20 protein-coding genes and 1 riboswitch are annotated in these 21954 nt (G+C 70.5%); of the genes, 9 read left to right on the forward strand and 11 right to left on the reverse strand.

Annotation, left to right across the window (positions count from 1 at the left end; genetic code table 11):
• Positions 1 to 41: 41 nt before the first annotated feature.
• Positions 42 to 722: an aggregation-promoting factor C-terminal-like domain-containing protein gene (locus tag SPF06_RS16680; protein WP_323280261.1), complete on the reverse strand. Its 681-nt coding sequence runs from the start codon at positions 720 to 722 to the stop codon at positions 42 to 44.
• Positions 723 to 726: 4 nt separating this feature from the next.
• Positions 727 to 919, reverse strand: a riboswitch (cyclic di-AMP (ydaO/yuaA leader).
• Between the two features lie 583 nt (positions 920 to 1502).
• Here SPF06_RS16680 and SPF06_RS16685 point away from each other — a divergent pair.
• Positions 1503 to 2312, forward strand: a complete 810-nt coding sequence (locus SPF06_RS16685) for a winged helix-turn-helix domain-containing protein (RefSeq protein ID WP_323280262.1) — start codon at positions 1503 to 1505, stop codon at positions 2310 to 2312.
• Positions 2313 to 2337: 25 nt separating this feature from the next.
• Positions 2338 to 2889, forward strand: a complete 552-nt coding sequence (locus SPF06_RS16690; RefSeq protein ID WP_323280263.1) for a SixA phosphatase family protein — start codon at positions 2338 to 2340, stop codon at positions 2887 to 2889.
• On the opposite strand, the gene SPF06_RS16695 is transcribed toward SPF06_RS16690, so the two are convergent.
• Complete coding sequence (locus SPF06_RS16695; protein WP_323280264.1) at positions 2834 to 3385, reverse strand: hypothetical protein; 552 nt, start codon at positions 3383 to 3385, stop codon at positions 2834 to 2836. The genes SPF06_RS16690 and SPF06_RS16695 overlap by 56 nt on opposite strands.
• Before the next feature lie 78 nt (positions 3386 to 3463).
• Here SPF06_RS16695 and SPF06_RS16700 point away from each other — a divergent pair, with 78 nt between their 5' ends.
• On the forward strand, positions 3464 to 5068 hold the full coding sequence (locus SPF06_RS16700; protein WP_323280265.1) for a glycoside hydrolase family 32 protein: 1605 nt from the start codon (positions 3464 to 3466) through the stop codon (positions 5066 to 5068).
• Between the two features lie 315 nt (positions 5069 to 5383).
• A complete protein-coding gene (locus SPF06_RS16705) occupies positions 5384 to 6982 on the forward strand; it encodes a glycoside hydrolase family 68 protein (RefSeq protein WP_323280266.1) in 1599 nt (532 codons plus the stop codon).
• A gap of 170 nt (positions 6983 to 7152) precedes the next feature.
• Here the strand turns inward: SPF06_RS16705 and SPF06_RS16710 are convergent, their stop codons facing one another.
• The 5 genes from SPF06_RS16710 to SPF06_RS16730 all read right to left on the reverse strand — a co-directional run bounded on the left by SPF06_RS16710 (position 7153) and on the right by SPF06_RS16730 (position 13111).
• Complete coding sequence (locus tag SPF06_RS16710; RefSeq protein WP_323280267.1) at positions 7153 to 7788, reverse strand: TetR/AcrR family transcriptional regulator; 636 nt, start codon at positions 7786 to 7788, stop codon at positions 7153 to 7155.
• The gene (locus SPF06_RS16715) at positions 7785 to 9821 is read right to left on the reverse strand and encodes a YhgE/Pip domain-containing protein (protein ID WP_323280268.1); all 2037 of its coding nucleotides are present in this window, start codon (positions 9819 to 9821) and stop codon (positions 7785 to 7787) included. Before SPF06_RS16715 ends, SPF06_RS16710 begins: the two co-directional genes overlap by 4 nt.
• Positions 9818 to 10501 carry an ABC transporter ATP-binding protein gene (locus tag SPF06_RS16720; protein WP_323280269.1) on the reverse strand — a complete coding sequence of 228 codons (684 nt, stop codon included), beginning with the start codon at positions 10499 to 10501 and terminating at the stop codon, positions 9818 to 9820. The genes SPF06_RS16715 and SPF06_RS16720 overlap by 4 nt, the downstream gene beginning before the upstream one ends.
• Before the next feature lie 188 nt (positions 10502 to 10689).
• Complete coding sequence (locus SPF06_RS16725; RefSeq protein ID WP_323280270.1) at positions 10690 to 11580, reverse strand: helix-turn-helix transcriptional regulator; 891 nt, start codon at positions 11578 to 11580, stop codon at positions 10690 to 10692.
• 58 nt (positions 11581 to 11638) lie between these two features.
• Positions 11639 to 13111, reverse strand: coding sequence for an MFS transporter (locus SPF06_RS16730; protein ID WP_323280271.1), 1473 nt, complete (start codon positions 13109 to 13111; stop codon positions 11639 to 11641).
• Positions 13112 to 13330: 219 nt separating this feature from the next.
• On the opposite strand from SPF06_RS16730, the gene SPF06_RS16735 reads away from it, so the two are divergent.
• Positions 13331 to 14176, forward strand: a complete 846-nt coding sequence (locus tag SPF06_RS16735) for an aldo/keto reductase (protein ID WP_323280272.1) — start codon at positions 13331 to 13333, stop codon at positions 14174 to 14176.
• Positions 14177 to 14223: 47 nt separating this feature from the next.
• Here the strand turns inward: SPF06_RS16735 and SPF06_RS16740 are convergent, their stop codons facing one another.
• Together SPF06_RS16740 and ykgO are read right to left on the reverse strand one after the other, a co-directional pair.
• The gene (locus SPF06_RS16740; RefSeq protein WP_428985788.1) at positions 14224 to 15645 is read right to left on the reverse strand and encodes a dihydrolipoyl dehydrogenase family protein; all 1422 of its coding nucleotides are present in this window, start codon (positions 15643 to 15645) and stop codon (positions 14224 to 14226) included.
• Between the two features lie 30 nt (positions 15646 to 15675).
• On the reverse strand, positions 15676 to 15798 hold the full coding sequence (gene ykgO / locus SPF06_RS16745; RefSeq protein WP_323280274.1) for a type B 50S ribosomal protein L36: 123 nt from the start codon (positions 15796 to 15798) through the stop codon (positions 15676 to 15678).
• Between the two features lie 84 nt (positions 15799 to 15882).
• On the opposite strand from ykgO, the gene SPF06_RS16750 reads away from it, so the two are divergent.
• On the forward strand, positions 15883 to 16893 hold the full coding sequence (locus SPF06_RS16750) for a GTP-binding protein (RefSeq protein WP_323280275.1): 1011 nt from the start codon (positions 15883 to 15885) through the stop codon (positions 16891 to 16893).
• Here the strand turns inward: SPF06_RS16750 and SPF06_RS16755 are convergent.
• Positions 16890 to 17504 (reverse strand): TetR/AcrR family transcriptional regulator, encoded by a 615-nt coding sequence (locus tag SPF06_RS16755; protein ID WP_323280276.1) that lies wholly within the window; start codon positions 17502 to 17504, stop codon positions 16890 to 16892. The two genes, SPF06_RS16750 and SPF06_RS16755, sit on opposite strands and share 4 nt — an antisense overlap.
• 134 nt (positions 17505 to 17638) lie before the next feature.
• Between SPF06_RS16755 and SPF06_RS16760 the strand changes: the two genes are divergently transcribed.
• From SPF06_RS16760 to SPF06_RS16770, 3 genes are read left to right on the forward strand one after another with little or no spacing between them, the layout of a single operon-like run.
• The gene (locus SPF06_RS16760) at positions 17639 to 19111 is read left to right on the forward strand and encodes an APC family permease (protein WP_323280277.1); all 1473 of its coding nucleotides are present in this window, start codon (positions 17639 to 17641) and stop codon (positions 19109 to 19111) included.
• Complete coding sequence (locus SPF06_RS16765) at positions 19108 to 20148, forward strand: phosphotransferase enzyme family protein (protein WP_323280278.1); 1041 nt, start codon at positions 19108 to 19110, stop codon at positions 20146 to 20148. Before SPF06_RS16760 ends, SPF06_RS16765 begins: the two co-directional genes overlap by 4 nt.
• Before the next feature lie 32 nt (positions 20149 to 20180).
• On the forward strand, positions 20181 to 21482 hold the full coding sequence (locus SPF06_RS16770) for an aspartate aminotransferase family protein (protein ID WP_323280279.1): 1302 nt from the start codon (positions 20181 to 20183) through the stop codon (positions 21480 to 21482).
• A gap of 254 nt (positions 21483 to 21736) precedes the next feature.
• On the opposite strand, the gene SPF06_RS16775 is transcribed toward SPF06_RS16770, so the two are convergent.
• A complete protein-coding gene (locus tag SPF06_RS16775) occupies positions 21737 to 21952 on the reverse strand; it encodes a helix-turn-helix domain-containing protein (protein WP_323280280.1) in 216 nt (71 codons plus the stop codon).
• Between the last annotated feature and the right edge of the window lie 2 nt (positions 21953 to 21954).

Here is a 21954-nt window from a genome sequence, read left to right on the forward strand (position 1 = left end):
CTGTGGTCGCCTCGGCTTGCCGCCGTGTGGACGGCAACCGATCAGTACCAGTTGTGCGTGTAATGAAACGCGAGGGCGTTCGCGGGGGAACCGTAGCGGCTCTTGATGTAGCCGAGGCCCCAGTCGATCTGGGTGCGGTAGTTCGTCTGCCAGTCGTCTCCGGCGGAGGACATCTTGCCGCCCGGGAGCGCCTGGGCGATGCCGTACGCGCCGCTGCTCGAGTTCGTGGCGGTCGTGGTCCAGTTGGACTCGCGGTTCCACAGCGTAATGAGGGCCTGCATCTGGTCCTGGCCCCAGCCGAACTTGGCGAGCTGGGTCGAGGCGTAGGCCTGGGCGCCGGCGGGGTCATTGACCGGCTGGGTCTTGAGGAGTTCGGCCTTGGCGGCGGCCGCGGCGGCCTGGGCCTGCTGGTCGGCGTCGGCCTTCGAGATCGAGCCGACGCTCGGACGGATGAAGTCGAGCTTCGCGTCGGCCGCGGCGTTGATCTGGGGCGAGGCAACGGGGGAGATCGAGCCCGCGGCCGCGACGTCGCCGCCGGCGGCGGCCCCGCCGCTCACGGCCGCGGCAAGGCCGACGGATGCGGCGACGACGGCGTTCCGGTAGCGGCCGCCGGTGGCGGTGCCCAGTCCGGCGGTGATGCGGGTGAGGCGGCTCGGCGGGGTCTCCGCGCGATGGCGGCCCCGACGGCGCACAGGCGTACCCAGGGTCATGGTGTTGCTCACGCAAGGAACCTCTCGTTAGCGCCTGCGAAGTTAGCTGCCGGGTTCGGATGCGAGCCATCCGGCCCTCGCCATGTGGCGTGGGCTTCACCCCTGGCCGCGGTCCCGCGCTGGGCGGAACCTGAGGCGACCGATTGGGTCCTCCGTCTCTGCCTTAGATGTCACGCTGAGCTGTCGGCAGAGTTCGGCGAACAGGGGCTCAGCGTTGCGCGGGGTTTCCCGTGCACTTGTTCCACCGTACGGTATGACGTGAACCTTTGTCACATTTGGGTAACAGCGGATGGGCAGGGCCCGGATAGGGGCCGGATATTCTGCAGAAGGGAGCGCGGACGAGTCCAGTTCGCATGCACACTCGCGGGCGTGATTTCTACAACTGTCCGAATAATGAGACAGTTGCGCGGTCACCGGACAGCTCTGCGAAGCCCCGATGCCGTCGAACAATATTCGACGGAGCCCGATTTTCGGGCCCTAGATGTGAAAAAACAGGTTCACATGTGCCACTTGCCGAATTGTGAGATATGTCACAATCTCGCGATTCGTCTCATTATGTGAGACGGGACCCCCATTGTTACTTGCCTGTAGCCATTGTTACGGGGACACTCGAAGTGTGAACAAGAACTCAACGGCTCCTGCACTGGACATCCGCACCGGCCCATCGGCCGCTCGGACGATGTGCCGTTGTCGAATGCATAGCTGACTGCGCCACCCCAGCACTTGGCTTTTCGCTCCCCCTGTTCAGCATTCGAAGCCGTACGCGGCTAGTCACATAGAGGTCAGCACTTCATGTCAGTTGCATCCGGATACGTCCACATCTCTGTCCGCAACGCGCAGCGCGCCCAGGCCGCTGCCGCCCGTCAGCCGTTCGGCGGCCGCACCACGGGCCAGCCTGAGCCCTACGGCGCGTCCCGCCCCCTCCGCCCCGTCGAGGACTACTCTCCCATGACCGCGCCGACCCCCGTGATCGCTCCGGGCGTCGAGCCGGTCCGCGCGGTCGCCGCGGACACCGTGGCCCACGGCTTCGTCCTCTACGTCGGCATCTCCGAGGAGCAGGCCGCGGCCGCGGGCTCCTCGATCGCCCGGATCGCGCAGGAGATCCGCGCCTACGCCCAGAACCTCGTTCCGGGCGTCGAAAGCTACGCGGCCGTCGCCGTCGCCCCGGCCGCCGCTCAGGGGAGCCCGCTCGACGTCGTCCGTTCCACGTTCGGCGATCCGACCATCGGCAACCGCCCGCGCCCCGAGCCGCGCTCCGCCCAGCCGAACGAGAGCCGCCCGAGCGGCGTGCTCATCGACCTCGCCCGCCGCGAGGTCCACCTCGACGGGCTCACGCTCAACCTCACGTTCAAGGAGTTCGAGCTCCTCAACTACCTCGTCGAGAACGGGACGCGCACGGTGAGCCGCGACGAGCTCCTCGAGAACCTGTGGAAGAACGCCGAAGAGGTTCCGAACGAGCGCACGATCGACGTCCACATCCGCCGCCTCCGCTCGAAGCTCGGCCGCCTCGCGAACACCGTCCGGACGGTGCGCGGGCAGGGCTACCGCTTCTACGAGCACCCCGAGGTGGTCGTGTGGGCGGCGCCGGAGTACTCCATCTGACGGACCCGGCCCCTAGGCTTGCTCCATGAGCAAGCACCACGTCAAGAGGCTCGTCGTCCTGCGCCATGCGAAGGCGGCGTGGCCGGAGGGCGTGCCGGACATCGAGCGCCCGCTCGCGGAGCGCGGCCACGCCGACGCCCCCGAGGCGGGGAAGTGGCTCCTGCACCACGAGGTCGTGCCCGACTTCATCCTCTGCTCGGTCGCGCTGCGCACGCGCCAGACGTGCACGTGGGTGTGCGACGAGCTCGGCGACCTCGCTCCCACGCCCAAGCTCGAGACAGGCCTGTACGCGGCCGGCGCGGGGCGCATGCTCGCCGTCGTCAATCACGTGCCTGAAACGGTGCGCACGCTCCTGCTCATCGCGCACATGCCCGGCGTCCAGGACCTCGTGCTGCGCCTCGCCTCGCGCGACTCGGATCAGGACGCCTATCTCGACGCCGCGAACCACTTCCCGACGACTGGCCTCGCCGTGCTCGAGGTCGACAAGCCGTGGGGCGAGCTCGACGGCCAGGACGCCCGCCTCACCGATTTCGCGGTGCCGCGGGCCGGGGAGCGGAAGCACGGGCACCGGCACTAGACCTCGTGGCCGTGGCCGTGGGCCGTGGCGGGCGGCGAGTTCCTGACGGCGCCGGGCGCGAGGGCTTGGCGGGGCCCGGACGGCGTGCGGCCTGCCGCCGACGCGGCCACACGGCGCCCGCGAACAGGATTCCGAGCGTCGCGACGAGCGCCACGACAGCCCCCGCGAAATAGGGGTCCGCATCTCGGCTCGAGACGCTCGTGACCGTGTTCGGGGCGTCGTCCCACGCGACGCCGAGCACCCGGAGGAACGCGAGCGAGCACCCGATCGTGAGCGCCGTACCGAGGGCGGCCGCCGCCGCGAACCAGTAGCGGCCCATGCCGAGGATCGCGTAGAGCGCGCTCAGCACGAACGCCGCGAGGGCGGCGAGGGCGAGGGCTCCAAGCCACTCCTCGAGGGTCCACGCCGTGAGGGCGAGAAGGATCGCGGCCGCGAGCGTGCACCACAGCGTTGCGCGGGCGCTGCGGCGCAACGGAAGGAATCGCGAGGGTGCCACGGGGCTAGTCTGTCACCCGCGGGCCCTGACCGGCCCGGTAGGCTCGACGGGTCCACCGCTCGCTACCCCGAGATCCTCATGGCCCGTTTCCCCCGCCCGCAGTTCCTGCCCTTCCGTTTCCCCCGCCCCCGCAAGCCCTGGCCCATCGTCGCCGCCGTCCTCGCGGTCGCCGCCGTCGTCCTCGCCGTCGGCACGCTGGTCTTCCAAGGGGCCCCGCCGCACGAAGCGCCGGCCGCCCCCGCGGGCCGCGCGCCGTCGTCCGACCCCTACCGCCCCGCGTTCCACAACGCCCCCGCGGCGCACTGGATGAACGATCCGCAGCGCCCGATCCTCATCGACGGCGTGTGGCACGCGTACTACCTCTACAACGCCGACTACCCGACAGGGAACGGTACCTCCTGGCGGCACATGACGAGCACCGACCTGATCCACTGGACGGACGCGGGCACGGCGATCGAGAAGTTTGCGAACGGGCTCGGCGACGTCGAGACAGGCAGCGTCGTGGTCGACGACGACGGCGCGGCGGGCTTCGGCAAGGGCGCCCTCGTCGCGGTCCTGACCCAGCAGCTCGACGGCGTGCAGAGGCAGTCGCTCTTCTCCTCCTCCGACGGCGGGCGCAGCTTCACGAGCTACGCCGGCAACCCGGTCATGCCCAACCCCGGGGCGAAGGACTGGCGCGACCCGAAGATCGTCCGCGACGACGCGCACGGCCAGTGGGTCATGGCCCTCGCGGAAGGCCACAAGATCGGCTTCTACACGTCGAAGGACTTGCGCGCGTGGAGCTACGCGTCCGGCTTCGAGACCCAGGATCTCGGCGTCCTCGAGTGCCCGGACCTCTTCGAGCTGAATCTCGACGGCGACCCGCAGGCACCGCGCTGGGTCCTCATGGCGGGCGCGAACGGCGCGTCCGAGGGCCGTACGACCGGCACGGCCTACTGGACCGGGACGTGGGATGGGACGCGTTTCGTCCCGGACGGCGGGGACCGCGCGCATCAATGGGCCGACGACGGACCGGACTTCTACGCGGCCGTCACGTGGGACGATCCGCGCCTGGGGCCCGCGGAGCGGCGCAACTCGCGATACCTCATGGCCTGGATGAACAACTGGGCGTACGCGAACCTCCTCCCGACGGGCGACTGGGCGGGCGCCGATTCGATCGTGCGGACAGTGCGGCTCAGGACGGTCGACGGCGCCGCTCGCCTCACGTCCGAGCCCGTGCCGGCGGGAGGCGGGGGCTCTCCGCGGGAGCTCTCGGGCGCCGAGGTCGAGCAGGCCCAGCCGGGCGACGGGGCGTTCGCGCTCGATGCCGAGTTCGAGCGGGGGCCCGGCGACGGCGGGAACGTGGCGCGCATCCAGCTCGCAAGCGGCGGGGCTGCTTACGCGACGATCGGCTACGACTTCGCTGCAGGGCAGGCATTCGTCGAGCGGGGTGCGGACGCCTTCGCACGGTCGTCGCCGTCGTCTGCTCCCGGGGAGGCCTACCGCGCGGCGAGGGCCGCCAAGGGAGCCCCGGGTGCGCACCACGTACGGCTGCGCGTCTACGTGGACCGCTCCTCGGTCGAGGTGTTCGTCGACGACGGCTCGCGCTCGCTCACGGCGCTCACGTTCGCGCCGCCGGGGGACCGGACTGTCCGGGTGCAGGCCTCTCAGGGCTCTGTGACTTTCGCCTCCCTCGCGCCGTAGCGAAGGTGTCACATTTCGTGACTCGACAGATGCGCGGTGCCGCGATACGCGCGCGCAGGCAATAAGGTGTAAGCGCTTACGCAACCCGGTGGAAGCCTGTGCTGCACCTGTGTGGGAACTGTTGTGACCGTGTGGGAATGTCTGCGAAAGTGGGGACCGCGCGGCCCCCAAAGGGCCTCGCAACCCCATCACCGCGGCCAAGCGGCCGCGGAGCGGCAAGCACGACGGCGTCCTGCGGCGCCTGCCGTCGGAGGTCGCCAGTGTGCCCCGCAGTCATCTGCCCCTTTTCAGCCACGAACTGTGAAAGAGCACATCATGCAGAACAAGCAGGCCCCAGCGCGTCCCACGGGACGCGGCCGACAGCGCGCGGCGGCAGTCGCCGCGTGCGTCGCCCTGTCTCTCATGGCAGCCCCCGCTGTCTTCGCCCAGCCGCCGGCGGATTCCCCGTCGGTCGGCATGCCCGCCCCGACCCCGGGCTTCCCGCTTCCGACCCAGCACAGCCAGCAGGCGCACGATCCGGAGTCCGACTTCACCTCGAAGTGGACCCGCGCCGACGCCCGCCAGATCATGGCCCAGAGCAACCCGAACGTCCCCACGGGTCAGAGCTCGATGAGCCCGAACGTGACCATGCCGGAGATCCCCCAGGACTTCCCGGCGATGAACGATGACGTGTGGGTGTGGGACACGTGGTCCCTCTCCGACATGAAGGGCAACCAGATCAGCTACAAGGGCTGGGACGTCATCTTCTCCCTCGTGGCCGACCGGCACGCCGGCTACAGCTTCGACCAGCGCCACTGGAACGCCCGCATCGGGTTCTTCTACCGCAAGACCAACGCGGACCCGACCAAGGACAAGTGGAACTACGGCGGCCACCTCTTCGCCGAGGGAAGCTCGATCGGCAACACCGAGTGGTCCGGCTCGACGCGCCTCATGGAGGGCGACAACGTCAACGTCTTCTACACGGCCACGACGTTCTACGACGTGGCCCAGCGCAACGCGGGCGGCGGCGGAATCGCCCCGGACGCGGCGATCGCGAAGGCCCTCGGCCAGATCCACGCCGACAAGGACAAGGTGTGGTTCGACGGCTTCCAGCACACCAAGCTGCTCGAGCCGGACGGCAAGCTGTACCAGACCAAGACCCAGAACGCCGGGTTCGCGTTCCGCGATCCGTACCCGTTCGTCGACCCCGCCCACCCGGACAAGGTCTACATGGTCTTCGAGGGCAACACGGCCGGAACGCGCGGCACCTACCGCTGCACCCAGTCCGACCTCGGCTACCGCGAGGGCGATCCGAACGGCGAGACGCTCGAGGACGTCAACACGCACACGGGCTCGTTCTACCAGACCGCTTCGGTGGGCCTGGCTGAAGCGGACAGCAAGGATCTGACCCAGTGGCACTTCCTGCCGCCTATCCTGACCTCGAACTGCGTCAACGACCAGACCGAGCGCCCGCAGTTCTACATCCAGAACGAGAACGGCCAGAACAAGTACTACCTCTTCACGATCAGCCACCAGTTCACCTACGCGGACCGCATGCGCGGCCCGGACGGCGTGTACGGCTTCGTGGGCAACGGCATCCGCTCGGACTTCCAGCCGGTCAACAACTCGGGCCTCGCGCTCGGCTCGCCGACCGACCTGAACCTCCCGGCCAACAACCCGAGCGGCACGATCTCGGGCCAGCAGAACGGGCGCCAGTTCCAGGCGTACTCGCACTACGTCATGCCGGGCGGCCTCGTGCAGTCGTTCATCGACAACGTCAACGGCACCCGCGGCGGATCGCTCTCGCCGACCGTGAAGATCGACTTCAAGGGTGGCGTGACCCAGGTCGACCGCTCGTTCGGGACCAACGGGCTCGGCCCGTACGGGTACCTCCCGACGAACGTCCGCGTCGGCGGCGAGGGCCTCTACAAGTAGTCCTCGACCGCCTGACCCCGGCGCCCGAATCCGTGGGCGCCTGAACCCTGGCGTCAGAACCCTGGCGCCGAACCGAGGGCTGTCCCGCTGAACCCAGCGGGGCAGCCCTTCGGTGTCTCCGTCTGGCCTGACGCCAAGGACGGCCTGCTGCCGACGGACGGTCGCGAGGTTCAGCGGCCCGAGCCCGGCTCGAGCGTACCCAAGACGAGGGAGAAGACCGCCTCGCTCGCCTCGTCGAGGCTGCGCGATCGGTGGTACGCCGCCCGGTCCATGCCCGTCACGAACGCCGCCCCGAACAGGGCCACGGCAACTCCGCCCGGCGTGACGCGTGCCCGCAGCGGGCGGTCCGCCGCGACGCGCCGCACCCCGGCCTCGATCACGGCGAGCACCTCGGCCCGCATCTCCGTGAGCAGGCCCTGCCACGCGCCGTCGGCCCTCCACTGCTCGCCGAGCCACAGCCGCACGAACGCGGGGTACTCCGCGATGAACCCGAGCGCCCGTTCGATCTCGCCGCGCACGTCGTCAAGGGGGTCGGACGACGGCGACGCCCCGCCGTTGGAGAGCCGCTCCATGAGCAGGCTCATGCCATGCCGGAGGAGCTGCTCGACGAGCTCGTTCTTGCTCCCGAAGTTGTAGTAGACCGTGCCCTTCGCGACCCCGGCGGCCGCGGCGATCTCGTCCACCGTCACGCCGTCGGCCCCGCGCTGCCCGATGAGCTCCATGGCCGCCTCGAACAGGCGCTGCTTCGTGGCTGCGGTTCGACCGGTCCGCGCCGGGCCGTGTGCGGCCCCCGCTGCCGGGCTCATACTGCGATCTCCGGCTGGAGGGTCTTGAGCCGCCACGTCATGTTCCTGCGCGTGCCGAGGATGTTGAGCGCCGCGCCGGCGAGCGTGTAGCCCACGAGCCCCGCGACGAGCGGGAGGATCCCGGAGAGGTCGCCGCCGTAGATGAGGTGTCGCATTCCGGTCACAACGTATCCCATCGGCAGGACCGCGTGAGCGACCTGGAACGGCGCGGGTGCCATCTCCCACGGGAACGTGCCGCCCGAGGAGACGAGCTGCAGGATGAGCAGGATGAGCACCACGAACTTCCCGGCCGAGCCGAGCAAGGACACGATGCCCTGGATGAGCGCGCTGAACGCGATGCCGCCGAGCATGATGAAGAGCCACATGAGCCACGGGTGGGCAGGCTGGAGGCCGAGCCCGAAGTCGACGACGGCCGTGAGGACCGTGGCCTGGGCGGCGGCGACGAGGGCGAACGGGAGCCAGCCGCCGATCGCGATCTTCCACGCGGGCGCGTTCGAGGCGAGCGCGCGCTTCGTGACGGGCCGCATGGCCTGCGTGAGCATGAAGATGCCGACCCACATCGCGAGCGAGAGGAAGAACGGGGCGAGGCCCGCGCCGTACGTCGCGGCCTTGGCCTGCGAGACGCTGTTGACGGCTACGGGGTCGGCAATGACCTGCGACAGGTTGTCTTTCTGCGCGGAGCTCGGGTTCGGGACCTTGCCCGAGCCCGCGGCGAGGGCGTCCGCGAGCTGGGCCGCGCCGTCGTGCGCCTTCGCGGCGCCCGCAGCGAGTGCCTGCGCGCCGTCGTCCGCTTGGGCCGCGCCGTCGGCGAGCTGACGTGAGCCGACGACGGCGGCCTGCTCGCCGTCCGCGAGCTGGGCCGCGCCCGCCGAGACCTGATGGGCTCCCGCGTCGGCCTGGCCGATCGCGGACGTGAGGGCGGGCATCCCGTTTGCGAGCTGCCGCGCGCCGTCGGCCACCTGCTGCGAACCCGCGGCGAGCTGGGCGACCTGCCCGGCCGCCGCGTGGAGCTGGGCCGCGGCTCCTTGCACGGTCGGAGACTGCGTCGCGGCGCCGAGCTGCGCGCCGACCTGCTGTGCCTGCGCGGGCGTGATCGTGCCGTTCGCGACGAGCGTCGCGAGCGAATCGCTCACCTGCTGCTGGAGCTGGGCCTGCGCGGCATCCGCCGCCGTGGCCGCACCCTGCAGCTTCTGGCTGAGCACCGCGTTGCCCGCTGCGACCTGCGCGGCGCCGTCGGCGAGCTTCTGGGTGTCCGCGGGGAGCGACGCCGTCTTCCGCTGGAGCGTGTCGAGGCCGCCCGCGAGCTGGCCCGCGCCGTCGCGCAGGGCGAGCGAGCCGTCGAGGAGGCGCTGCTGCCCGTCCGCGAGCTGGGCCGCGCCCGTGCGGAGCTGGGCCGTTCCGTCGGCGAGGCGGTTCGCGCCGTCGGCCACCTGGCCGGCGCCGTCGCGGAGCTGCCCCGCGGCGTCCGCGGCCTGGACCATCTGCGTGTGGATCGTGCCGTAGCCCGTGAGCAGCTTGTTCGCGGTCTCTGTGCCCACCTCTTTCGCGACCGAGTCGTGGACGGCCTTCGTGACCTTGTCGACGATCGTCGAGAGGAGGTAGTTGTTGGCGTCGTTCGTCGTGACGTCGAGCATGGCCTGCTTGGCCGCGTCGAAGCTCGCGGGGGAGGCGAGATTGGAGGAGAACTCCGCGGGGATGCGCAGCGCGAACGAGTACGTGCCGTTCCGGACTCCGGCCTCGGCGGTCTGCACGTCCGGGACGCGCTGCCAGTCGAAGACGTGCCGCTCGACGAGGCTGTCCGCGACCTTCGCACCGGCCTCGAGTCGCGATCCGTCCGGAGTCGTGGCGCCGCGGTCCTCGACGACGAGCGCGGCCTTGATGTGCCCCATGTTCGAGTACGGATCCCAGTTCGCGTAGAGGTACACGGCCCCGTACAGGAGCGGGACCATCGTGAGGGCGAGGATCACGAGCTTCGGGAGGAGGCCCGAGGTCATGCGCTGGAGCTCGGAGCGGGCGAGGCGGATGACGGTCATGCGAGCGCCACCTCCGCTTCTGCGGCCTCCCCGGCAGCTGCGGAAGCCTCGGCCGCATTGCCGACGACGGCGGAACGCCCCTCCCAGCCGATCGGCACCTCGCCGACGATCGCCACGACGGCGAGCTCGCGCCCGGGATTCTCGGCGAGGGCCTCGAGGCGGGGGAGCCAGTCCTCGATGCGGTCGGAGTGGCGGTCCGGGGAGTCGACGACAAGGAGGCGCACCGCGGGGTCGGCGAGCGCGAGCTCGGTGAGGAGCTCGACGCGGCGGCGCGGGGGAAGCTCGTGGGCCCACGCGCGGGCGACGTCCTCGAAGGCGTGCACGGTGAGCCACGCGTCCGCGTCGAAGGCCCGGCCGCGGCGGGGGAGGAGGGCGAGGTCCTCCGCGACGAGGCCGCGCACGCTCACGTGCCGCTCGGCCTCGTTGATGCTCGGCGAGTCGACGAGCGCGCTGGCCCGGCGGAGCGACCTGAGGTTCTTCTTCGGCGTGCTCGGCGCGCCCCAGGCGGCGAGGCCTGCGTCGGGCGCGAAGCGACCGCTCGCGGCAAGGGCGAGTGCGGTGCGGGTCTCCGCGCCGTTGGCCTGGACGAGGGTGAGGGCGCCGGCGGGGGCGCCGAACGAGGTGGGGGCCACGAGATCGGCCCGGCGCCCGGCCATGCGGAGCTCACGAACTGAAAGCATGCTCCCAGTTTAATCAAACTGACTGGTCAGTTCAAAATATGCACTGTTGGCCACCTCTCACCCAACGGTTGGCCAGATCTCGCCGGATGCGTGGCCAATGGCCACGGGTTGGGTGAGACGTGGCCACGGGTTGGGTGAGACGTGGCCACGGGTTGGGTGGGACGTGGCCACGGGTTGGGCGGGGGCGGCTAGATTCTGTCCTCGGCGGGGGAGGCCGACTCTTGGCCTGCCCGCGACGACGGTGCCTCCGCACCGTAGCTTCCCAGGAGCGCGAGCGAATCCGCCGACGGCGAGCCCGGCCTGGCCGTGAAGACCCTCAGGGTCTGGTCCGGGTCGTGCCGAAGCGCGAGGTCCTCGAAGTCGAGCTCGAGGTCCCCGACGACCGGATGGTGCATCCGCAGGATTCCCGCGTACTCGGTCACGACCCTGTGGCCCGCCCACCATTGCCGGAAGTGCTCGCTATGCACTGCGAGCTCGCCGACGAGCTGATTCGCCCGGGGATCGTTGGGATGCCGGCCGACGTCGACCCGCAGCGCGCCGGCGGCCTCCGCCGCGACGACCTGCCAGTCGGAGAACAGCTCGCGCGCGAGCGGATCGAGGATGATCCACCGCGTGAGGTTGCGCTCTTCCGGAGGCATCGCCGCGAAGTCCGCGAGGAGGAGGTACGCGAGGCGGTTCCCGGCGAGGACGTCGGTGCGCCGGCCGAGCAGGAGGGCGGGCACGTTGCCGACCGCGTCGAGGAGCTGCGCGAGCGCGGGCCGCACGTGCTGGGCGGGCGCGGGCCTGCGCTGGGACTTCGCGCAGTTCTCGAGGAGGTCGATCATGTGGGCGTGCTCGCTCTCGTCGAGGTGCAGCGCCCTGCCCACTGAGTCGAGCACCGAGCGGGACGGGTGGATGTTCCGCCCCTGCTCGAGCCGCGTGTAGTAGTCGGTGCTCACGCCAGCGAGCCGCGCGATCTCCTCGCGCCTCAGGCCGGGGACGCGCCGTCCACGGTCGACGGCGGAGATTCCCACCTGCTCGGGCGAGAGCCGTGAGCGCATGGCTTTGAGGAAGCGGCCGAATTCCGCGCTTTGACCCATGGTTCCATTCTGGTCTCGACCCCGGTGGGGTGCTATGGCAAGGGTAGGACTTCGCGTCCTAGGCGGGCTGCGACGATTCGCTGGCCGCCTCGGACGGCTCGTTCTCGCGGTCGGCGCCGCCGCGGTCTCGGGGCATCGCGACGACGGCGACGACGGCGAGTACCGTGCTGACGAGCACCGCGAGGAACACCGCGGCGGAGGCCGGGACGATCGGGAGCGTATGGTCGCCGCCGCTCGCGGCCCCGCTGGACGCTCCCGTGTAGATAGCGTTCGCGACGGCGCCGAAGACCGCGACGCCGAGCGCGCTGCCGATCGACCGGGCGAACAGGTTGGTCCCCGTGACGACGCCCCGTTCGTTCCATTCGACGCTCGACTGCGCGGCGATGAGCGTCGGCGTCGCGACGAGCCCCATCCCGAGGCCGACGACGAAGCAGCTCGCCGCGACGAGCACGACGTTCGGCGTGTGGGCGGTGAACGCGAGGGCGGCGGCGCCCGCCACTGCGATGAGGATGCCGATCGTGGCCGTCGCCCGGAACCCGATCCGCAGGTAGAGGCGCCCGGACTGCGACGCGCTGATGGGCCAGCCGATCGTGAGCGCGGCGAGGGCGAGCCCCGCGAGGATGGGCGAGACCGACTGGGCGCCCTCGAGGAAGGTGGGCACGTAGGACGTGAGGCCGAGGATGACGGCGCCGACGGCGAAGGAGACGAGCGTCGTCGTGAGGAGGAGCCGGCGCGAGACTGCCCACAGCGGGAGGACTGGTTCGGCGGCGCGCCGCTCCGCGACGAGGAACGCACCGAACAGGACGGCGCCGACGCCGAACGTCCCGAAGCTCATGGGAGAATCCCACGCCCACGCCTGCCCGCCTTCGAGAGCCCCGAGGATGAGCAGGGTCATCGAGCCGGTCAGGAGGCTCGCGCCGAGGTAGTCCACGCGATGCTGTGTGCGCTCGATGTTCTCGTGGAACGCGCGCCACAGCATCCACCCCGCGAGGAGGCACAGTGGGATGTTGATGAGGAAGATGCCGCGCCACAGCCCGAGCGAGGCGAAGACGCCGCCGAGCGTCGGGCCGATCACGGAGGAGATCGCCCACACGCTCGCGATGTATCCCTGGACCTTGGCGCGTTCGGCGAGCGAGTAGATGTCGCCCGCGATGGTGATCGACATCGGCTGGACGGCGCCCGCGCCGAGCCCCTGGATCACCCGGAACGCGATGAGGGCGGGCATCGTCGTGGCGACGCCGCACAGGATCGAGCCGAGGAGGAAGAGCCCGATGCCCGCGAGGATGATCGGCTTGCGGCCGAGCATGTCGGAGAGCTTCGCGTAGACCGGCACCGAGACGGCCTGTGCGAGCATGTACCCGGAGAACAGCCACGGGAACGACGAGAAGCCGCCGACGTCCTTCACGATGGACGGCACCGCGGTGGCGACGATGGTCGAGTCGATCGCGACGAGGCCCGTCGAGAGCATGAGGGCGATGAGGATGGGTCCTCGTTCGGAGCGGAAGCCTACGTCGGTGCGTGTCGTCGTCATGAGTCCGGATCTCTAGGTCGGTCGCAGAGGGGCGCGGGCGTCCTGCCGCCCATAGGCGTGAACCGCGAGGCCGCGCAGATTAGTCCCGCGAGCGTAGGTCTCCGACTCCTAGGAACGGGAGGGTGGTCCTTCCCTCCTGACACGGCCGGGGTCCGGTCCATAGCGTAGAAGCCATGGAACCCCGATCAAGCTCTATCTGAAACTCACGAAGGAACCATCATGCAGACCACCCCAGGAATCTCCGTCCCCACCGTCACGCTCAACGACGGCGCCGATATTCCGCAGCTCGGCTTCGGCGTCTTCCAGGTGCCCGCCGAGGAGACCCAGCGCGTTGTCGAGGACGCCCTCGCGGCGGGCTACCGCCACATCGATACCGCCGCCGCGTACCGCAACGAGGCCGGGGTCGGCGCCGCGATCGCGGCGTCCGGAATTCCCCGCGAGGACCTCTTCATCACCACGAAGCTGCGCAACGGCGAGCAGGGGAGGCCCTTCGAGGCGTTCGAGGCCAGCCGCGCCGCCCTCGGCCTCGACTACCTCGACCTCTATCTCATCCACTGGCCCGTGCCGTCGCAGGGGCTTTTCGTGAGCGCATGGCGCGCGATGGAGGAGCTCCAGGCGAATCAGGTGGCCCGTTCGATCGGCGTCTCCAACTTCCTGTCCGAGCACCTCGACGCGCTCGCCGCGTCCGCTCGCGTGGTTCCCGCCGTCAACCAGATCGAGCTCCACCCGACGTTCCAGCAGCGCGAACTCGCCGCGCGGAGCCGCTCGCGGGGGATCGCCGTCGAGGCCTACAGCCCGCTCGGGCAGGGCGGGGACCTTGACGCCGCGGCCGTGCGGGCGGTGGCGGAGGCCCATGGCGCGACCCCGGCCCAGATCGTGCTCGCGTGGCACCTTGCGCAGGGAACGATCGTGATTCCCAAGACGACGAGCGCGCAGCGGATGCGCGAGAACCTTGCCGCAGTCGCCGTCGTGCTCGGCCCCGACGAGCTCGAGCGGATCAGCGCGCTCGATTCTGGAGCACGGATCGGCGGCGATCCGGCCACGGCGGCGCACACCCAGCTCTGAGCGGATGCCCGGGCGGGCGACGGCGTCGCGTCGCCCGCCCGGGCCTCTCAGAGTCCGTACGCCTCGAGGAAGCGGAGCCAGACCTCGCTCACGGTCGGGAACGCCGGAATCGCGTGCCACAGCCGCTCGAGCGTGATCTCGCCGACGATCGCGATCGTCGCCGCCTGAAGCAGTTCGGCGACGTCGGGGCCCGCGAAGCACGCGCCGACGATCGTGCGGCGGTCCTCGTCCACGAGGAACCGTGCCCACCCCTCGTAGTCCACGGCGTGCTGCCACGCGCCCGCGACCGAGATCGGAAGATCGACGGCGCGGACCCGGATCCCGTGCTCCCAGGCCTCTTCCTCGCTGAGGCCCACCATGGCCGCCTCGGGATCGGTGAAGACGACGCGCGGCACGGCGAGCTCGTCGGCCGTGCGGGCGTGCCGGCTCCACGCCGCGGGACGGCCGTCCAGGTCGCCGCGGGCGCGTGCCACGATCGTGTCTCCCGTGATGCGCGCCTGGTATTTGCCCTGGTGTGTGAGCATCGCACGGCCCGAGCAGTCTCCGACGGCGTAGAGCCACGAGTTGCCGATCACGAGCCCGGTCTCGTCGACGCGCAGCGAGGCGGGCTCGATGCCGAACGCGGGGAGCCCGAGTCCGTCGAGCGCGGGGCGCCGGCCGGCCGAGACGAGCACCTTGGCCGCCTCGAGCGTGCGGCCGTCGGGGAGCGTGAGGCGAGCGCCGCCGTCGTCCGTTGGCTCGATCAGCTCGGGGGTGACGCCCTCGAGGATCTCGACGCCGTCCTCGCGCAGTCCCGTCGCGACGAGCGATCGCGCGTCCTCGGGGAAGCCGCTCAGGAGATGCCCTCGCGCGAGGACCGTGACGCGCGAGCCGAGCCGCGCGAAGGCCTGCGCGAGCTCCGAGCCCGCGACGCCGCCGCCCAGGACGACGAGGCTTTCGGGGACCTCGCGCGCGCTCGTCGCATCCGGCGTCGTCCAGTGGCTCACGTGCTGGAGGCCGGGCACCTTGGGGATCGACGGCGTCGAGCCGGTGGCGAGGACGACGGCGTGGCGCGCCACGAGCGGGAAATGGTTGCCCGCCGCGTCGGCCACCGAGAGCCGCTTCGCCCCCGTGAGGCGCGCGCGGCCGCGGATGAGGGTGATGCCCGCGCCCGTGGCCCAGTCGGCCTGGGAGCTGTCGTCCCACGAGTTCACGGCGTCGTTTCGGTGCGCGAGGACGGCCTCGACGGCGAGCTGGCCGGTCACGGCCTCGCGGGCGCCGGGTACTCGGCGGGCCGCGTGGAGCGCGGTGCCGGGCCGGAGGAGGGCCTTCGACGGCTCGCACGCCCAGTACGAACACGCGCCGCCCACGAGATCGCTCTCGACGAGGGCCGCGGTGAGCCCGCCCTTCACCACGCGGTCCGCGGCGTTCTCGCCGGCAGCCCCGGCACCGATCACGATGACGTCGTACTCGCTCTCCACCTCACAGATGGTACGGGAGGGCGGCGGACGCGATCGCCGTCAGGCCTGGCGGGCCTTGAGCCGCGGGTTCTTCTTGTTGATCACGAACACCTTGCCGCGGCGCTTCACGACCTGCGAGCCAGGCTGGTTCTTGAGGGACCTGATGGATGCGCGGACCTTCATGGGTCCTCCTTCCGTTAATGGGAACGATTATCAGTAGCGTACACTGGGCCACGGATATTCCCATGATCGAAGGAGGCCTGGCCCGTGGTGAGCATCGTCGCCGTCGTCGGAGTGTGCGCGCAGGAGCGGCGCGGGTATGCCCGCCGCCTCGCCGCGGCGAACCGGTGGCCCGTCGTCGAGGCGCTCCGGTCAGTTCCGGCGGGCCGCCTTGCAGAGACCCTCGCAACAGCCATCGGCAACGGGCCGCAGTGCGAGGCCGCGGTCTTCGACGCCGCGGGGCGGTGGGACGCCGTCGAACTCATCGGCGCGCTCGCGGGGGACGAGGCTGATGGGCACGGCGCGGCCGGCGGCGCACGCCTCGCGCAGCTCGTCGCCGTCGTCGACGTCGCCCATTTCTTCGACGACCTCGCGGACGACGACGGCGCGGAAGAGGGCGCGTCGACCGCTGCGGAGCGGCTCGTCCATGGCATCGAATTCGCGTCGACGGTCGTGCTCGTCAACTGGGAGCCGCTCCCGACGCCGGACCTCTCGACCCTCATGGCGCTCGTCAACCACCTCGCCCCGCGCGCGAGGCTCCGCCTCGACCAGCCCGCGGCAAACCTCGAGCTCGAGCTCGGCAGCGTCGGCCGCGAGCAGGATGGTGCTGGCTGGATGCGCCTCATCAACCGCGACTTCGTGCCGTACATGACAGATTCCCGCGTGAGCGGCTTCGTCTACGAGCAGATGCGGCCCTTCCATGCGGGGCGGCTCGCGGAAGCGCTCGACGGCGACATCGGGCACGGGCGGTTTGGCCGCCTGGTCCGTTCGGCCGGCTTCTGCTCGCTCGCGTCGCGCCCCGGCATCCTCGCGCAATGGGAGCAGGTGGGCGGCGTGATCGGGCTCGAGCCCCTCCCGGCCACGGGCGACGGCGGGATGCTCGCCATCGGCCAGGAGCTCGCCGTCGTCGGCCTCGACCTCGATCGCGACGGGCTCACCAGCGCGCTCGACGCGTGCGCCCTGACCGACCGCGAGCTCGCCGAAGGGCCGCTCGCGTGGATGGCGTACCCCGATCCGCTGCCGCGCTGGGCGAGCGGTGCCCGCGCCGAGCACGGCTAGGAGCGCGCGCGCGGCCCCGGTTCGCGGAGGCCCTCGACGAGGCGCTCGAAGGCGTGAAGGCTCGCGAGGCCGAGCGCGGGCGATTCCGCGGCGCGTACGCCGATGACGCGCACGGCTCCCGTGAGCAGGTGGGCTGTCTCGTCGAGGTCGACGTCGGCGAGCTCGCCGAGGTCCCGCGCGGCCGAGAGTTCCGCGACGAAGTCGTCGTGGGAGGCCTGCGAGCCGATACCGCTCACGGCCGCGACGCTCGCGTAGCGCGCCGCCGAGACGTTGTAGAAGCGCCCGAGCGGTCCCCTCTCGGCAATGTCGACCATGGCTCGGCCGTGGGCGACGATCCGGTTGCTCCACGTCCCGGCGACCGCCTGAAGCTCCCGGACGCGTTCGATGAACCGGAGGGCCGCGCGCTCGTAGGCCTTCGTGGCGAGCTCGTCCATGCCGCCGGGGAAGTGCGCGTAGAGCGTGGCTCGCGAGACCCCGGCTTCGGCTGCGATCTGCTCGATGAGGGGGCCGTCCGCCGCTGACGAGGCGATCACCTCGATCACCGCTTCGAGGATGTCGCTCTGGGTCCGTGCGCGCTGCCGCTCGCGGAGCGGCGTGGTTTCTCTGGCCATCCCGTTCAGCGTACGCGCGGAGGCTCGCCGCAGCGCACCGACGTCGCCGTAAGTTAAATTTCGATGAAGGAACTTATATCGAGCGTCTATTGGCTGTACTCTCAGTTCAACAACTCTTTGTGAGGAGAGTCACTATGGCTGACAGCGAACGCGGACATACCGTGCTGGCCCGCAACTCCCTCGGCGTCGCCGGGGTCGTCTTCCTTGTCCTGGCTGCGGTCGCACCCCTGACCGGGATCGTCGTCATCGCCGCCCTCGGCATCGCCCTCGGCAACGGCGCCGGGATGGTCGGTGCCTTCCTCCTCGTGACCGCCGCGCTCCTGCTGTTCGCGGTCGGCTACGCGCGCATGTCGAAGGAGGTCGTGAGCGCGGGCGGCTTCTACGCCTACACCGTCAAGGGCCTGGGCCGCCCGGCCGGCGTCGCCGCCGGCTATGTGGCACTCCTGGGCTACAACTTCTTCGTCGCGGGGGCCGTCGGCACGAGCGGCTTCTTCATGCAGACGATCATCGCCTCGCTCACGGGCTGGGACGTGCACTGGTTCGTGTGGAGCCTCGTCTCGGTCGTCGCGGCGTTCCTCCTGAGCCGCCAGGGCATCGACTTCAGCGCGAAGGTGCTCGGCGTCTCGCTCGTCCTCGAGGTCTCGATCCTGCTCGTGTTCGACTTCGCGGTCCTCTTCACGAGCGGCTTCTCCTTCGACGTGTTCTCGCCGTCCACCGTGTTCTCGGGCGCGGTCGGCGTGGCCCTGCTGTTCGCGGCCAACACGTTCGTGGGCTTCGAGGCCACGGGCCTCTTCAGCGAGGAAGCCCGCAACCCGCTCAAGACCATTCCCCGGGCCACCTACACCGCCATCATCTTCATCGGCCTGTTCGCCGCCTTCACGACGTGGGCGATCGTGAGCGCGACCGGAACCGCAGAGGCGCAGGGCGCCGCGGCGGACCACCTCGCCACGGGAGACCTCGTCTTCTCGCTCTCGCAGCACTATCTTGGCCCCGTGCTGACCGACATCATGATGGTCCTGCTGCTCATCAGCCTCTTCGCGGCCCTCATGGCCCTCCACAACTCCGCGACGCGGTACCTCTTCTCCCTCGGCCGCGCGCAGATCCTGCCGAAGCGCCTGAGCCGGACCCGCTCGAACGGCGTCCCGCAAATCGCGTCGATCGCGCAGTTCGTGTTCGCGACGCTCGTCGCCGGGGCTTTCGCGGTTGCGGGGCTCGACCCGATCGCGTCCCTCGTGCCGAGCATGACGGGCTTCGGGACCCTCGCGATCCTCGCGCTCCAGCTGCTCGCGGCCCTCGCGATCGTCGTCTTCTTCCGGCGCCGCAGGGATCCCCGCATCCTCTCGACGCTCGTCGCGCCCGGCCTGGGCCTCGTGGGTCTTGCAGTGATCGTCGTGCTCGCGATCGTCAACTTCCCGATCCTCGCGGGTTCCGACGCCCCGATCATCGGGCTGCTTCCCGCGCTCCTGCCGCTCGCCGTCGTCGGCGGCCTCGTCGCGGCCGCCGCGCTGCGGAAGCGCAACCCCGCCGCGTACGCGGGGCTCGCCGAGGACATCGAGCGGGCGGGCGGCGAGGAGCCCGACGCGGAGCTCGCCGAGGTGAGCGCGTGACCGCGGCCGACCAGGCAGAACAGCTCGCCCTCGAGGCGACGGCACGGGACGCCGCAGCAGCGTTCGGCTGTGCGCCCGGCTCGCGCATCGCCTTCGTCACGCGGCGGGAGAACCACGTGTTCCGCGTGACGAACGACGACGGCGACTGGGCCCTCAAGCTTCACCGCCCCGGCTACCGCACGGCTCGTGAGATCGAATCGGAGGCGGCCGTGTGCGGGCTCATGGCGTCCGCGGGCATCCGCGTGCCCGCCCCGGTCCGCTCGCTCGCGGGCCCGTATGTTGCGCAGGTCGGCCCCGAGGGCGAACCGTGGCAGGCGACGATGCAGGCGTGGGTCCGGGACGCGAGCCCCATCGGGGACTCGGCCCGCGTGTTCCTCGGCGGGGCGAGGCCCTCGGACGAGACCCTCCGGGAGTTCGGCCGCACGATGGCCCTCATGCACCGCTGCGCCGAGGACGTCGGGACGCCCGAGGGCTACGAACGCCCGGCGTGGGACGCCGAGGGGCTCGTGGGCGAGTCGCCGGTCTGGGGGCGCGCGAGCGAGCTTCCAGCGCTCGACGGCGCAACGCGCTCGCTCGTGCGGGCCGCCGAGGAGCGCCTGGCCCGCGAGCTGCGGGGCCTCGAGCGCTCGGCGCGCACCTACGGCCCGATCCACGCCGACCTCACGATGGAGAACGTCCTGCGGGATGAGGCCGGCCTCGTCGTCATCGACTTCGACGACATGGGGGAGGGCTGGTACGTCTTCGACATCGCGACGGCCTGCTTCTTCTTCACGGGCCATCCCGACGCGGACGCGATGATCCGCGCGGTCCTGGCGGGCTACGCCGTCGAACGCCCTCTCGCTCCGGAGGACGCCCTCGCATGGCATCCGCTCCTGCTCGCGCGGGCCCTCACGTATCTCGCGTGGTCCGTCGAACGGCCGGACGAGGAGGCAACCGCGTTCCACGTCGCCGAACTTGCGCCGCGCATCGCCGCGGCCGCCCGCACCTATCTCGACACGGGGAGCACGGGCTGGACCGACCTCCCCGTCGGCTCGTAGAACCCGCCGCTCACAGAAAGCAAGGAAGACCGTTGGCAGACCTCCTCGAACGCCGCTACAAGACCCTCGGCCCGTACAGCCCGCTGTTCTACGCCCAGCCGCTCGAATTCGTGCGTGCGGAGCGCGTGTGGCTCACGGCCGCCGACGGCCAGCGCTATCTCGACGGCTACAACAACGTCCCGCACGTGGGGCACGCGCATCCGCGCGTCGTCGAGGCGATCGCGCAGCAGGCCGGGACGCTCAACATCCACACGCGGTACCTCAACCATCGCGTTGTGGACTACGCCGAGAGCCTCCTCGCGACCCTCGATGCGCCCCTCGACCGCATCATCTTCACCAACAGCGGCTCCGAGTCGAACGATCTCGCGCTCCGTATCGCCAACCAGCACTCGGGCGCTCGAGGGCTGCTGATCTCGGACTTCAGCTACCACGGGCACACGCAGGCCCTCGCCGTGGCGACGACCGGGCTCGTGGCGCACGAGGGCCTCGGCGCCCACGTCCGCCCGATCCGGGTCCCGGATCTCGACGCCGCCGACGCGAGCCGGCCGGAGGCCGAAGTGCTCGCCTCGAGTTTGGCCGAGGTTGACGCCGCGATCGCCTCGCTGCAGGAAGCGGGGCACGGCGTCGCCGCGGTGCTGTTCGACTCGCTCTTCTCGACGGAGGGCCTCAACCGCGTTCCCTCGGGGTACGTCGCGGGGCTCGCGAAGAGGGTCCGAACCGCCGGCGGGCTCGTGATCGGAGACGAGGTGCAGTCCGGATTCGGGCGCACTGGCCGATCGTTCTGGGGCCATCAGAACCACGGGATCGTCCCGGACCTCGTCACGATGGGCAAGCCCATGGGCAACGGTCACCCGATCGGCGCCGTCGCGCTCTCGGCCGCGCTCCTCGACGAGTTCGGGCCGCGGAATATGTACTTCAACACGTTCGGAGGCAATCCGGTCTCGGCCGCGGCGGGCCAGGCCGTGCTCGACGTGCTCGCCGAGGAAGGCCTCGTCGAGCGGGCCGCTTCCGGGGCCGCGGGGATCCGGGCGGCGCTCGAGGGGCTCCGCCGCGACCACCCGTGGATCGGGCCCGCGAAGGGCGAGGGCCTGTTCTTCGGCTTCGACGTCTACGACCGGCCGGTGGGGGAAGCGGGGGCGGTTCCCGACCCGGGACGGACCAAGGCCATCGTCGAGGCGATGCGCGCGCGGAACGTCCTCATCAGCCGGATCGGCCGCACCGACAGCGTGCTCAAGATGCGGCCGCCGCTCGCGATCGAGCCGGGCGAGGTCGGCATCCTCGTGGAGACGCTCGCGGATTCGCTCGCGGAGGTGGAGGCGCTCAGCCGGACGTGAGGCGTCCCATTCCGGTGTTTTTAAAATGGGTGTTCTCTTATATTCTGGCTCGATTGCAGCAAGGCGTCTTCAACGGTCATCGTCGTCAGCCTGTGAGCTGGTGTAAACCTTCCGGTAATGCTCTCGTGGCGAGTTCAAAACGATGATGATCGCATGATCCGGTGGGTGCCGCAAATCAAAATGCACCCCGATGGGAGCTTTGCCAAATCCGTCATAGCATGACTGATTTTGTAAAGTCTGGCCGGTGCCTTTCTTCAGGAAGGCCGGAGGAGGTCGAGGGGATCGCGGCCGACGATCTCTGCGATCCTCTCGACCGCCTTCAGGGTGACGTTGCGCTCTCCCCGCTCAAGGCCGCCCATGTACGTGCGGTGAACGCCGACGGTGTCGGCGAACGCTTCCTGGCTCATGCCTTGTTCAGTGCGAATGCGGCGGAGGTTCACGCCAAGCGCCCGCTGAAGATCCCCATTCATAA

The sequence above is a fragment of the Sinomonas terricola genome, assembly GCF_034931225.1.
Taxonomy (GTDB): Bacteria; Actinomycetota; Actinomycetes; order Actinomycetales; family Micrococcaceae; genus Sinomonas; species Sinomonas terricola.